11 protein-coding genes are annotated in these 14079 nt (G+C 54.7%); 4 read left to right on the top strand and 7 right to left on the bottom strand.

The genetic code is table 11. The features are described 5' to 3' along the window. Positions 1-459 precede the first annotated feature (459 nt). The 3 genes from C8N36_RS06565 to typA all read left to right on the top strand — a co-directional run bounded on the left by C8N36_RS06565 (position 460) and on the right by typA (position 4343). Positions 460-2004, top strand: a complete 1545-nt coding sequence (locus C8N36_RS06565; RefSeq protein WP_097804047.1) for a trimethylamine methyltransferase family protein — start codon at positions 460-462, stop codon at positions 2002-2004. A gap of 71 nt (positions 2005-2075) precedes the next feature. Beyond that, positions 2076-2408, top strand: coding sequence for a DMT family transporter (locus C8N36_RS06560; RefSeq protein WP_176527074.1), 333 nt, complete (start codon positions 2076-2078; stop codon positions 2406-2408). Positions 2409-2525: 117 nt separating this feature from the next. Beyond that, positions 2526-4343, top strand: a complete 1818-nt coding sequence (typA, locus tag C8N36_RS06555; RefSeq protein ID WP_097804049.1) for a translational GTPase TypA — start codon at positions 2526-2528, stop codon at positions 4341-4343. Between the two features lie 59 nt (positions 4344-4402). Here the strand turns inward: typA and C8N36_RS06550 are convergent, their stop codons facing one another. The 6 genes from C8N36_RS06550 to recA form a co-directional block, all read right to left on the bottom strand. After that, positions 4403-4945: a hypothetical protein gene (locus C8N36_RS06550; protein ID WP_141468000.1), complete on the bottom strand. Its 543-nt coding sequence runs from the start codon at positions 4943-4945 to the stop codon at positions 4403-4405. 201 nt (positions 4946-5146) lie between these two features. Further along, entirely contained in the window at positions 5147-5416 is a 270-nt protein-coding gene (locus C8N36_RS06545) for a hypothetical protein (RefSeq protein WP_097804051.1), read from the bottom strand. A 465-nt stretch (positions 5417-5881) separates the two neighbouring features. Beyond that, positions 5882-6169, bottom strand: coding sequence for a DUF1330 domain-containing protein (locus C8N36_RS06540; protein ID WP_097804052.1), 288 nt, complete (start codon positions 6167-6169; stop codon positions 5882-5884). A gap of 3 nt (positions 6170-6172) precedes the next feature. Continuing rightward, on the bottom strand, positions 6173-8848 hold the full coding sequence (alaS, locus tag C8N36_RS06535; protein ID WP_097804053.1) for an alanine--tRNA ligase: 2676 nt from the start codon (positions 8846-8848) through the stop codon (positions 6173-6175). Between the two features lie 77 nt (positions 8849-8925). Continuing rightward, positions 8926-9822 (bottom strand): bifunctional helix-turn-helix transcriptional regulator/GNAT family N-acetyltransferase, encoded by an 897-nt coding sequence (locus C8N36_RS06530; RefSeq protein WP_097804054.1) that lies wholly within the window; start codon positions 9820-9822, stop codon positions 8926-8928. 89 nt (positions 9823-9911) lie between these two features. After that, positions 9912-10976, bottom strand: coding sequence for a recombinase RecA (gene recA, locus C8N36_RS06525; RefSeq protein ID WP_097804055.1), 1065 nt, complete (start codon positions 10974-10976; stop codon positions 9912-9914). Between the two features lie 171 nt (positions 10977-11147). Here recA and C8N36_RS06520 point away from each other — a divergent pair, with 171 nt between their 5' ends. Further along, complete coding sequence (locus tag C8N36_RS06520) at positions 11148-11741, top strand: gamma-glutamyl kinase (protein ID WP_097804056.1); 594 nt, start codon at positions 11148-11150, stop codon at positions 11739-11741. 4 nt (positions 11742-11745) lie between these two features. On the opposite strand, the gene C8N36_RS06515 is transcribed toward C8N36_RS06520, so the two are convergent. Then, complete coding sequence (locus C8N36_RS06515; RefSeq protein ID WP_097804057.1) at positions 11746-14034, bottom strand: ATP-binding protein; 2289 nt, start codon at positions 14032-14034, stop codon at positions 11746-11748. Between the last annotated feature and the right edge of the window lie 45 nt (positions 14035-14079).

Raw genomic sequence — 14079 nt, 5'->3', positions numbered from 1 at the left:
ATGTGCGGCTTAAAACGTGCCCGAACCCCACCTCGGGATTTGCCTAAATGCGCACTCATCCGTGTGCCACGATTTTGCTCTTTCTGAGCATAAGCCCTCGGATATTTGGCTTGGACAAGGGTTTTGAACAAAACCGGCTTTGTCGGGGACAACCGCCGTTCCATTGATATCGCTCATCAGAGCAAACGACCCTTAGGACCAAGGCCCTCACCCCTGTCTGGTTCGATGTCACAGTGCAGCCCATTCGTGTGCCGACCCGTCGTAATAAAACAGGTTTGATGTCGTTTTTTAGCGAGACTGGGGCGAATTTCGCCATAATAGTTTTCGTATGGACATGAAACAGCCCCGCGCAATGCGCATTGAATTGATGACTGGCGCTCGGCGCGGGCGGGCAGCACGCGGGCGTCCTGCTTAGGGTTTTTAGCCACCCTCAAAATCCTCCTTATTCAGGTATATAAAATGACAGCCATGCCCCGCCGCTCTGCCGGACGGTCTGGCGGACGGGCAGCCCGAGTGGCCGCCCGAGCCGCAGCCTTGTCCGACGACATGCGTCCCATCCGTCCCGGAATGACAGGTGGCCAATACCGCCCCCTGACCGACATGCAGATGGCCCGTATCCATGAAACAGCTTTGGCCGCGCTAGAAGAAATCGGCCTCGCAGATGCCCCACAATCGGGCATAGATGCCATGACCGCAGCGGGGGCCGTACTTGGAGACGATGGCAGGCTGCGCTTCCCAAGATCTTTGGTGGAAGACACCCTTGCAAAGTGCTGTAAAAACTTAACTTTATTTAGCCGGGACCAGCGTCACGATTTGGATTTAGGCGGCTCGAAGGTTCACTACGGAACCGCGGGTGCAGCGGTGCATATGGTCGACGTAGATGGTCGCAACTACCGCGAAAGCACATTGCAGGATTTGCATGACGCCAGCCGTATCGCCAATACACTGGACAATATCCACTTTGTTCAACGCCCGATGGTGGCACGTGACATCACCAATAATCTTGAAATGGACCTGAACACCATTTACGCCTGCTGCGCTGGCACGACCAAGAATATTGGCACCTCGTTTTCCGACCCCAGCCATGTCGAGGATTGCCTTGAAATGCTATACATGATCGCGGGCGGCGAAGATAAGTGGCGCGAGCGGCCTTTCGTAACAAACTCCAACTGCTTCGTAGTTCCGCCGCTCAGGTTCGCTACCGAGAGCTGCGAAACCATGGAGATTTGCATCAAGGGCGGCATGCCTGTACTGCTTCTGGCAGCCTGCATGGCTGGTGCGACAGCACCATCGACCATTGCAGGCGCGATTGCCCAGACTGTGGCCGAGTGCCTTGCCGGGTTGGTTTATGTCAACGCAATCAAACCCGGTCACCCGGCAATTTTTGGAACGTGGCCCTTTGGTTTGGATTTACGCACCGGCGCGATGTCGGTCGGTTCGGGTGAACAGGCGTTGCTCAGTGCCGGCTGCGCCCAGATGCACCAGTATTACGGCCTGCCCGGTGGAGCCGCTGGCGGCGCATCTGACAGCAAATTGCCTGACATGCAGGCAGGTTGGGAACAGATGTGTTCCAACGTAATGGCCGGCCTGTCTGGCCTGAACATGGTCTACGAAGCCGCTGGCATGCATGCGTCTCTTTTGGGATTTTGCCATGAAAGCCTGATATTGGGCGACGATTTAATTGGTCAGGCGCAACGCTGTGTGCGCGGCATCGAAGTCGATGACGAAACTCTCGCGCTCGATCAAATGCGCGAGGTCTGCCTGAATGGTCCAAGCCACTACCTTGGAACCGACGCGACCCTGAGCAGAATGCAAACCGACCACGTCTATCCATTCCTGGGGGACCGGACGTCGCCCAAGGAGTGGGAAGAAAAATCCAAACCGGATCTGTTGAAAAACGCAGTCGCCCGCAAGGAAGAGATCTTGGCAACCCCGTCAGAGGCGCGGTTCGACCCTGCGCTGGATGCCGCCCTACGGGCGCGGTTCAATATCCATTTGTCGTAAATTGATCAGGCGGAGTCTCTCTCCGCCTTTTCTTTTCACTCAACTGCGGCCACACATGGGGCAAGGAGACCATCATGCCCTATCTTATCCTCGCCCTTGCCATTCTTGCCGAAACCATCGGGACCACCGCACTGCAAGCCAGCCATCAGTTCACCAAGCCCCTACCCGCATTAATCACTGTCATAGGGTACGCAGCGGCCTTCTATTTGCTCTCGATTGCGCTCAAGACCTTTCCGGTCGGGATTGCATACGCAATGTGGTCAGGCCTTGGCATTGTGTTCATTGCAGGCATCGGCTTTGCCGTTTTTGGCCAGAAATTGGACCTACCCGCAATCTTTGGAATGGCGCTCATTCTGGCGGGGATTTTGGTTATAAACCTGTTTTCGACAACTTCCACGCATTAATCGCCGCGTCATAGCGCGGAAAAAGGCGCATTTTCGCGACATCTCATCAAAGCCTCTGGCCTTTTGCGCAAAGGCCCGTTACGGGCTGCGCAACTCTCCTGAACAAGGCTTCCTAATATGGACATGCGCAATATTGCGATCATCGCGCACGTTGACCACGGCAAAACGACACTGGTTGACGAGCTACTGAAACAATCCGGCGCATTCCGTGCGAACCAAGCTGTGGCTGAACGGGCCATGGACTCCAACGATCTTGAACGCGAACGCGGCATCACCATCTTTGCCAAACCCACGTCCGTTGAATACAAAAACACTCGGATCAACATCGTTGATACCCCCGGCCACGCCGATTTCGGTGGTGAGGTCGAGCGGATCTTGTCGATGGTTGACGGCGTTGTTCTGCTGGTAGACGCCGCCGAAGGTCCGATGCCACAAACCAAATTTGTGACTGCCAAAGCACTGGCTTTGGGTCTGCGTCCGATCGTGGTCCTGAACAAAGTCGACAAACCAGACGCCGAACCCGATCGCGCACTGGACGAATGCTTTGACCTGTTCTCGAACCTTGAAGCTGACGAAGACCAGTTGGACTTCCCGCACCTCTACGCCTCGGGCCGCAACGGCTGGTGTGATGCTGAGCTGGACGGACCACGCAATAGCCTGGACGCATTGTTCAACCTCATTGTGAATCACGTGCCTGCGCCCAAGCAAATCAAACACAAGAACGAAGACTTCCGTATGCTGGCGACCACGCTGGGTGCTGACGCCTTTGTGGGACGCGTTCTGACGGGCCGTGTTGAATCCGGCAGTGTCAAAGTCGGCGCAACCTTGCAGGCTTTGTCGCGCATTGGCCAAAAGATCGAACAATTTCGCGTGACCAAAATTCAGGCGTTCCGTGGCTTGCAAATGCAAGACATCGAAGCCGCCGAAGCGGGTGACATTGTTTCGCTGGCCGGTATGACCAAAGCCACCGTTGCAGACACGCTGTGCGCACTGGCTGTGGATGAGCCCATCGAAGCCCAGCCGATCGATCCGCCCACCATCACCGTGACCTTTGGCATCAACGACAGCCCCTTGGCTGGCCGTGATGGCAAAAAGGTACAGTCGCGCGTTATCCGTGACCGCCTGATGAAAGAAGCCGAAACCAACGTGGCGATTAAGATCGCGGACACTCCCGGCGGCGAAGCCTTCGAAGTGTCTGGTCGCGGCGAATTGCAGATGGGCGTTTTGATCGAAAACATGCGCCGCGAAGGTTTCGAACTGTCGATCTCGCGTCCGCAAGTCATCATGCGTGAAATCGATGGCAAGCGCATGGAACCCGTCGAAGAAGCCACCATCGACGTAGATGACGAGTATTCTGGCGTTGTGATCGAAAAATTGACCAGCACCCGCAAAGGTGAATTGGTTGAGATGAAACCGGCTGGCGCCGGCAAAACCCGCATCGTGGCCCATGTGCCATCGCGCGGTTTGATCGGCTATCACGGCGAATTCCTGACCGATACACGCGGTACAGGCGTTTTGAACCGTGTTTTCCACGGCTGGACCGAACACAAAGGCTCAATCCCTGGTCGTCGCTCTGGTGTTCTGATCTCAATGGAAAGCGGCGATGCCGTGGCCTATGCCCTGTGGAACCTCGAAGATCGCGGTAAAATGATGATCGGGGCTCAGACCAAAGTGTATCAGGGCATGATCATTGGCGAGCACAGCCGTGAAAACGATCTGGAAGTGAACCCGCTGAAAGGTAAAAAGCTGACCAACGTTCGGGCCTCTGGCACCGACGAAGCGGTTCGCCTGACCACTCCGATCACGCTGAGCCTTGAAGAAGCGATTGCTTACATCAATGATGATGAGCTGGTTGAAGTGACACCAAACGCAGTGCGCCTGCGCAAACGTCATCTAGATCCGCATGAGCGTAAACGCGCTGCACGGTCTGCCTAAACCGCGTCGATCACAAAAAGATCAAAGGCCGCTTTTCAGCGGCCTTTTTTGCGTGTGTGTCAGTATTTCAAATCCATGATGGGCTGGCTCGGATCCAAACCTGCGGCCTCTAATTGCTCTGCCAGCAAAGCTTGAAATGTATCAGTAGAGGAGTCGTCCTCTTCGGCCATTGTCTCCAACACCGAATTCAACACCTCAACGGCTACAGAATTCGCGCCAGTGCCAGATCCTTCTTTGCCCGATGCGCCGCCAGGTCGTCCACCGCCCCCCGGCGGCCCACCGGCCCCGCCTGGGCGTCCTGCACCGTCTTGAGGACCGCCGCCCTCAAGGCCACCGTGAGGTTTCAACAGGCCCGCCTTCTCGGCCAAGTTTCCGGCATCTATGCCAGCTTCGGCCAAGGCCGTCGCCAACCCTTTGCCCGAACTGATTTCCAGCTCTCGTATTCCGGCTACAATCTGCTTTGCGTCTTCATCGCTAATGGTGGCGGTGTCGTAGTCGCCCAACAAGGTCGTTAGCCCTTGCTTTTGATTGTTTGTTAAAGATGAGGCACCGTGTCCCGATGAAAACCCCGGCGACATAGACCCACTGATTGGCAGTGTCATGGTAAATATCCATTCTGTTGTCGTTGCAGCCTCCTGACTGCATAAAACGGATAGGCCGACTGCTCCTAGCAAGGGGTGAACTCTGCCAAAAAGAAACACGGAATTTTATAAAAATATTCTGTGATCGTCCCCATGCGCTGGACACAAAAAAAGCGCGGGGTGGCAGCCCCCGCGCCCTTCCGTTTTGGTCTTAGACCAATATTATCTGCAAGGAGCCTTGCGTGCCACATAGTGACCTTGGGTCTTCATGTGGTTGCTTTCTTTGTAAACAGCTGGGTAATGGATCTTGACCATTTGGCCACCGCGGTATTCCCACTCGGTGTGCGCCGCCATGATGAGGTGCTTGGACGTGCTATACGTCGCAGGAACCCAAATTTTATCATAGCAAGCTACGACGTTGCCTTCCCAAGCAAATGCCGGTGCGGCCAATGTTGACGCAGCAATAATTGCGCCTGCAAGAACTTTTTTCATAGTCTTTCTCCCAAGAAAAAATTTTCAGTGGTTAAATTCTAGACAAGATGCATGGGAACGCGCGACAGGAATTCCTTACTTGTCAGATCAAATCGACCAAACCACCTGAATTTTGCAACTTTAGGATGTAAATGTGGTCGTCAAGCCATAGTTCCAGACAGTTATCCACAGCATAAAGAGCGTTCCGAATTTTCCAATTCGGAAACAATTCCTTCGAACGAAACAATTAGCGACGAAAACAGAAACAATTAACCAAAACAAAGCCGAATCAGTTGGTCTTTTCCGCAGTGTTTTGCCAGTCCGAAGCTCCGCGATTTTCCGCCAATTAGCCATGGCTCATGCGTATAGGTTGCGACTGAAAATTGACCTCAGGCAATATGTGGCCGAACAACACGAAAAAGGGCGATCCCGAATAAGGACCGCCCCTGCAATTGCTCGCTGCAAATCTGGTGAAACTCGCACCACTCAATCTGTGATTTCAACCACCAAAAGTTCGCGCTCAGACGCACCACGCGCATGGTTTAGAGCCTCTTGATATGCATCGGAATGATAGCATTCTTCAGCCGCCTCAACGCTGGGAAATTTGGCCACAACATTGCGCGGACGCTCTTTGCCTTCCAGTTGCACATACCGGCCGCCACGGGCGATGAATGTGCCGCCATGGGCCGCAATTGCGGGCCCGGCAAGTTCCGCATATTTGCCATAGGCTTCGGTGTCCGTGACGGTCACATGAGCGATCCAGAGTGCGGGCATATCTTATCCTCCAATGACGGCTTGAGCCGCTTTTATTGCCGCGTCGGCGTTGGCCACATCCTTGGCCCCGCCTTGCGCCATATCAGGGCGGCCACCGCCGCCTTTTCCGCCCAGTTCAACCACGGCTGCCTTGACCAAATCAACCGCCGATACCTTTCCGGTCATGTCAGCCGTCACACCAGCTGCCACAGCAGCCTTGCCGCCCGCATCCACGATCAGCAGAACTGCGCCCGACCCAATGCGGGATTTGTGTTCATCAATCAGCGCCGGCAGATCTTTGCCGGACACACCGGTCAAAACCTGCGCAACAAAGGCGACCCCGTTGACATCGGTTGATTCCGCGCCGCCGCCCTGCCCTGCGCCGCCCGCCATGGCCAACTCTCGGCGCAGTTGCGCCACTTCGTTGGTCAGGGCTTTGCGTTCGTCCATCAGCGCCTTGACCCGTGCAGGCACCTCGGACACGGGGGCTTTAAGCTCGCCCGCAACCGTACTCAGCGCTGCAGACTGTTCAGACAGGTAGTCCATTGCCGCTTGCCCAGTCAGCGCTTCAATCCGCCTTACACCAGCGCTGGATGCACTGTCTCCAAGGCTAACAAAGGCACCGATATCGCCCGTTTGGCGCACATGGGTTCCACCGCACAGTTCCAGCGAATAGGTTGAACCATCGCTGCCCTTGCCCGATCCGGATTGCTGCCCCATCGAGACGACACGCACTTCGTCACCGTATTTTTCGCCAAATAGCGCCTGCGCACCAATGGCGCGGGCGTCATCGGGCGTCATGATGCGGGTGCTGACGCTGGAATTCTGACGGATATAGGCGTTCACCTCGGCCTCAACCTGTGACAGTTCGGCAGCGCTCAATGCCTTGCCATGGCTAAAGTCGAACCGCAGCCGATCCGGTGCATTCAACGATCCGCGCTGCGCGACGTGATCGCCAAGTGCATTGCGCAGGGCCTCGTGCAAAAGGTGAGTCGCCGAATGGTTGGCGCGAATGGTGCTGCGTCGGCCGTGCCCCACTTCCAATTCAACGGCTTCGCCGGTGGCCAATGTGCCCTTGGACACCGTAACCTTGTGGGCAATGATCTTGCTGTCCGCGAATTTACGAGTGTCCGAAACTGCGGCCGCATCGTCGCGGTTTTCGAGACGGCGGATCACGCCTTCGTCGCCAACCTGACCGCCACTTTCGGCATAAAATGGCGTCTGGTTGGTCACAACCCAACCCGTTGCCCCCTCAGCCAAACTGTCGACCAGCTTGCCATCAGCCACCAAAGCCAAAATCTGACCTTCGGCCTTTTCGGTGTCATAACCAAGAAAGTCCGTGGGCTCTGCACCGTCAAGCACGTCAAACCACACCGTGCTGTCCGCAGCGTCACCAGACCCCGACCAAGCAGCCCGCGCTTTGGCTTTTTGCTGCTCCATTGCCGCTGTAAACCCGTCGGTGTCGACTTCGCGGCCCTGCTCGCGCAGCGCATCTTGGGTCAGATCGAGAGGAAAGCCATAGGTGTCATAGAGTTTGAACGCGGCTTCACCAGAAAGCTGCGCCCCTTCGTCCAATCCGCTGACTTCATCATCAAGCAATTTCAGGCCGCGGTCCAAAGTCTGTTTGAAACGGGTTTCTTCAAGCAGCAATGTCTCCTCGATCATGGCTTGTGCCTGACCAAGTTCAGGATAGGCCTGCCCCATTTGTCCGACCAGCGAAGGCACCAATTGATGCATCACCGGGTCTTTCGCGCCCAACAAATGCGCATGGCGCATCGCACGGCGCATAATCCGGCGCAAAACGTAACCGCGCCCGTCATTGGATGGCATCACACCATCCGCAATCAAGAACGAGGTCGAGCGCAGGTGGTCCGCAATAACCCGATGATGCACATTCTTGTCACCATAAGGCTCAACGGAGGTGGCATGGGCCGAGGCTTCGATCAATGTTTTGAACAAATCGGTGTCGTAGTTGTCGTGGCTGCCTTGTAACAGCGCGCCGATCCGTTCCAGCCCCATGCCGGTGTCGATCGACTGCATGTCCAACGCCTTCATCGAACCATCTTCGAACTGCTCGTTCTGCATGAAAACCACGTTCCAGATTTCGATGAACCGGTCACCATCTTCCTCGGGCGAGCCGGGAGGGCCGCCCCAGATATGATCCCCGTGATCGTAGAAAATCTCGGTACATGGACCACACGGACCGGTTGGCCCCATCTGCCAAAAGTTGTCAGAGGTCGCGATCCGGATGATCCGCTCTTCGGGGACACCCAGTTTTTTCCAGATGTTATAAGCTTCGTCATCGGTGTGATAAACTGTGGTATACAGTTTATCCTTGGGAATGCCGTACTCTTTGGTGATCAGCTCCCATGCGAAGGTGATTGCCTCCTCTTTGAAGTAATCCCCAAAGGAAAAGTTGCCGAGCATCTCAAAGAACGTGTGATGACGTGCCGTATACCCGACATTGTCCAAATCGTTGTGCTTGCCGCCAGCGCGCACACATTTTTGCGCAGTTGTGGCCCGATTGTAGTCGCGTGTTTCAAGTCCGGTGAACAGGTTCTTGAACTGCACCATGCCCGAGTTGACGAACATCAGCGTCGGATCGTTGCGCGGCACCAGAGGGCTGGAATCGACGATCGTATGCCCCTGTTTCGCGAAGTAGTTCAAAAAGGTCGACCGGATGTCGTTCAGCGTCGCCATAGTAGTGCGCCCCACTAAAAAGGAAATTTCCGCAGATGTACCTGCCTGCCTCGGCGCTGTCCATGGGGCAAGGAGCTTCAGGGCCGTTTGGAATGGGTGCCCAGATGCTTTTCAAAGAAATGTTCGGCATAAGGATTGTCGTTATAACGCGGAATTTCATGCCACCCATCGTTGCGATACAGCGTCAATGCCGGCGTCAGCTTGCCATTGGTGTCCAACTGCAAAGTCGCCATCCCAAGACGGCTGGCCTGATCTTCGATCTGGCCCATCAATTGCTTGGCCAGCCCTAGGCCGCGCGCCGCAGGCGACACCCAAAGCCGCTTCACTTCGCCAAGCCCGCCTCCCTGTCCCTTGAGCCCGCAGCACCCGACCGGCAAATCATCCGAAAGCGCCAAAAGAAAGACACCATGCGGCGGCCGCAGGCACTTCGCTTCGGGATCACCTGACAATTGGGGGTCGAACACTGTGCCCAATTCCGTGGAGAGTTCCTCACAATATGCTTTCACGCAGTGCACAATGCGCGGATCCTCAGGATCAACCTGAATGATTTCGATTTGATCACGGCCTAGAACCGTTGCTACCAGATCCATCGCGTCAAGCAACGCAGCCCGATTCCCATAACGCTTTAGAACCGTTTCAGCCGCGCCATTCGACAGGGATTCATATTGTAAAAACTCTTGTCGTCCCTTCGGAGTTAGAACAGCCTCGCGTCGCCGGGCATCCTCTTGCACAGGTCTGGTTTGCAACAGGTCTTCGGTTTCGAGACCGCGTAAAAGGCGGCTCATCAATCCGGAATCCAATCCCAAATAGCTTCGCAAATCTGCTACGTCGGTTTTACCCTGTCCAATTGCGTTCAAAACCCGGGCAGGCCCAAGCGGACGGCCCAAGCCAAGAAACGAATTGTCTAAGGCACCGGACTGTGTGGTGACTGCCCGCGACAGGCGGCGAAAGCGGGATATATCATCTTGCGTCATATACCTGACTTATGTCAGGTAATTTGAGTCAGCAAGAAAAAAGGCACCCGATCGGTGCCTTTCCAAATCTTTTGCATCGGGACCTTCGATCAGTCTTCGACCAAATCAGGATCATCCTTGGGCATATCAAATTCAAGCCCGTGCGCCGCGCGAATCTTGTCCTCAATCTCATAAGAGATGCGGCTATTCTCTCGCAGATAGTTTTTGGCATTTTCACGCCCCTGCCCGATCCGCTCATCCCCGTAGGAATACCAAGCCCCGGATTTTTCAACCACACCGGCCTTAACCCCAAGATCCAGCAATTCACCCATTTTGGAGATGCCTTCGCCATACATGATGTCGAATTCAACCACTTTAAACGGTGGTGCGACTTTGTTCTTAACCACTTTGACGCGGGTTTGGTTACCTACAACTTCGTCACGATCCTTGATCGCGCCAATCCGACGAATGTCCAATCGCACCGAGCTGTAAAACTTTAACGCGTTGCCACCAGTTGTGGTTTCGGGCGAGCCAAACATCACGCCGATCTTCATCCTGATCTGGTTGATGAAAACAACCATACAATTCGAACGGCTGATTGATCCGGTTAGTTTGCGCATCGCCTGGCTCATCAAGCGAGCCTGAACGCCGACACTGCTGTCACCCATGTCGCCCTCAAGTTCGGACTTTGGTGTCAAAGCCGCAACCGAATCGACCACAACAAGGTTGACTGCCCCGGAGCGGACCAGCGTGTCCACAATCTCAAGCGCTTGTTCCCCAGTATCGGGTTGCGAAATCAGCAATTCATCCAGATCGACGCCCAATTTCTTGGCATATTGCGGATCAAGCGCGTGCTCGGCGTCCACAAAGGCGCAAACACCGCCCTTTTTTTGTTCCTCTGCAACCACATGCAAGGTCAGCGTGGTTTTACCGGAGCTTTCAGGGCCATAGATTTCAATGATCCGGCCTTTGGGCAAACCGCCAATACCGAGGGCGATATCCAATCCAAGAGAGCCCGTTGATGTCGCTTCGATGTCCCGAATGGCGTTTTCGCCACCCAGCTTCATGATTGACCCTTTGCCGAATTGACGTTCGATCTGGGCCAGAGCGCTATCGAGCGCCTTTTGCTTGTCCGCGGTCTTTTTGTTCATTGTGAGGAGATCTGCCGTTGCCATCAGTTGCGTCCCTTATCCCATAGGCCGCAAGGCGCGGCAATTGGCTGTTTTGTTCACTTGTTGTTCTTTTCTTAATGAGATCAAAAGCAGAACATTTCAAGTGAATTCTTTCCTTTCACAGATTGGTGCAGGATGGTTAAAGGAAAGTTAGCAAACTGTGGATAATTTTTGATGTTAGTATTTTGGAAGCAAAAACTGGTGTTTCTGGCAGTCCCGAAGACCGGAACATCGGCCTATGAGGCCGCTTTGACGCCTGTGGCATCAATGATTGTGAACGACCCGCCTGAATTGAAACACGCCCCGGTTTATCGCTATAACCGGTTTTTCAGACCGATGTTTGACAAAGTCGGCAGCGAACACATGGATATTATTGCGGTGATCCGCGAACCGGTCAGCTGGCTTGGATCCTGGTATCGATACCGCCAACGTAGTTTTCTTGACGGTCGACCGACTTCGACCAAGGGAATCAGTTTTGACGCGTTTTGCCAAGCCTATGCCACGGGCGATCGCCCCCCCTTTGCCAATGTCGGCAGTCAGGCAAAATTCATCGAACCCCGACCGAACGGTGTCTCGGTCACCCATCTGTTCAAATATGAGAACCAAGCCGGTCTGATTGGTTTTCTTGAAGAGCGACTTGGCGTCACTTTGGATCTACCACGAACCAATGTTTCCCCACGCAGAGACCTCGAATTGTCCGCTCAAACGGAAGAAAAATTGCGCCGTAAATGCGCCGGTGATTTTGATGTTTGGAACAAGGCCCAGTAGCGGGTCAGTCAAACTGATCGTGCACAGTCTCTGTCAGTTCGGAAAGTGAGAACGGTTTGGGCAAAAAGACGGAGTTGGGAACTTCCTGACTTCCTTCTCCAAAGGCATCTTCTGCATAGCCGGACACAAAAACCACCCGAGTATCCGGGCGATCCACCAATGCTTTGCGCACCCATGTCGGGCCATCCATTCCCGGCATAACCACATCCGTTACAAAGACATCCACAGCCAAGGTTTCGTCTTCCAACAGCTCCAATGCATCTTCTGCATTCTCAGCCTCGACAACCGTATACCCCCGCAACCGCAACGCGCGTGCCGCAAAGGCACGAACCGGGGCCTCGTCCTCAACCAACAACACGACCCCTGACCCTTTTTGCGGAAGTTTTCGGACTTCTTCTTTGGGTTTTGGTTTGGAATCTGGCGCGGCTTCATGCGCCGGAAACAGCAAGGTAAAACATGTGCCCTGACCGACAACGCTGTCGACAAAGATGTAACCACCAGACTGTTTGACGATCCCGTAAACTGTCGAAAGGCCCAAGCCAGTACCTTCGCCCGTGCGCTTTGTGGTAAAGAAGGGTTCAAAAACCTTTTGCAATTTGTCTTGCGGGATACCTGACCCTTCATCGTTGACCCGTACCGACACATAGGTGCCGGACGGAACAATTGCGCGATCACGTTTGAGAGGTTCACGCAACACGCGGCGCTCGGTATCAATGGCGATTTCTCCGCCGTCCACCATAGCGTCACGCGCGTTCACTACTAGGTTCATCATCACTTGCTCAAGCTGCCGGCGGTCCCCGCGCACCTGCGGCAATACCGGGTCATGGTGGAGGTTAAGGCGAACTTTCTCTCCAACCAGCCGATTCAGCAAATGGGCGAGATCCGACAGTGTGTCGCGCAAATCCAAAATCTCAGGCTGCATCGTTTGTTTGCGCGAGAAGGCTAGGAGTTGCCCAACAAGCGCAGCCGCCCGATTTGCGTTTTGGTTGATTTGCACCAAATCACCATAGTCGGGATCGCCCTGATCATGACGCAGTAAAAGCAAATCGCAATGGCCCGAAATCGCAGTCAAAAGGTTGTTGAAATCATGTGCAACACCGCCCGCAAGCTGACCGATGGCTTGCATTTTTTGGCTTTGAACGAACTGCGCCTCAAGGGTTTTCAACTCCGTCGCATCATTTAGAACCGCTACCAGAGTCGGTTGTCCGTCTTCCACCACCCTATTCAATGTGACTTGAACAAAAACCTCTTGGTCAGCTCGGGTAAGGCGTAGAAATTCGGAACGATGTAGACCTTTTCCTGCCGCAGCCTCTTGGAGCCAATCGGTCAGGGCCCGGCCAAGTCCTTCCATATATTCCGATAAATTGCCAAGCGGTTCCATTCCAAGGTCAAGCATCCGCCGCGCTTCGGGATTGGCACGCAGCACGCGGCCTTCGGGCGCGACCTTGATCAATGGAACCGGCAAGCTGTCAAAACTACCGACGGTTTCTGCCCCGGTGTCTTCTTCCGCGATGGCGGACAAGACCAATTCAATCCGGCCTGCGCCTATCTCGGAACTTTGAACCAGAACCCGTTGCGGGCCGGTTTCAGATGACAAAATATGAACCCCGCCCGGCCTCAAAGGAAGATCATCAAACACTTCGTCCAGACTTTTGGCACGGCGTCCAAGCAATTCGCGGGCGGGTGTGTTCATGAACAAGACCGCTCCATTGCGGCCCAAGGTCATAATAGGAGCATCCACACGGGTCTGTTGACCACTACGGACGGCGTCGGGTTCCAGCCGCCACAAGACCAAACCGGGCGGCACGCTGCGGACATGAATGCGAAACCCTTCGGAGTGGCTGGTTATGTTCTCAGTCGCGGATCCATTCGCCTGCACCTTGTGAAACAGACGGTACACAACCCCCTCAGAACTGGCAAAGACATCCCGCAGCACACTCGCTAAAGGCAGCCCCTTTTCAGTTTCGAACCGCTCGCGGGCGGCGACATTTGCATGTTTCAGATTGCCTTCAAGATCGCAAAGGAAGCAAAATACCGGCTCTTCTTCGACCAAATCAACCAGCATAGTCAATTGGCGTTTCGTTCGCTGCCGTCTCAACAAGTCATAGCCGGACCAACCAACCGACATGGCTCCCAAGGCCCCAGCCGCCGTCAAAAGTGCGACCTTGATCATCGGCGACGTTTCGAGAAAGCCGACCGAAGCAGCACAGCCTAACGCCAGCCCCCCCAAAAGCGCGCTTCCCCCTAAAGGTGTCACAAGCCAGGGACGCTGCCGGGAATTCTGCTCTGCCATTGCCAATGTGAGACCCCTTGATGCGATTCTTGAACCCGGATTTCA

The sequence above is a fragment of the Pelagimonas varians genome (assembly GCF_003208435.1).
Classification (GTDB): Bacteria; Pseudomonadota; Alphaproteobacteria; order Rhodobacterales; family Rhodobacteraceae; genus Pelagimonas; species Pelagimonas varians.
This window is presented reverse-complemented; position numbering and strand designations above follow the sequence as displayed.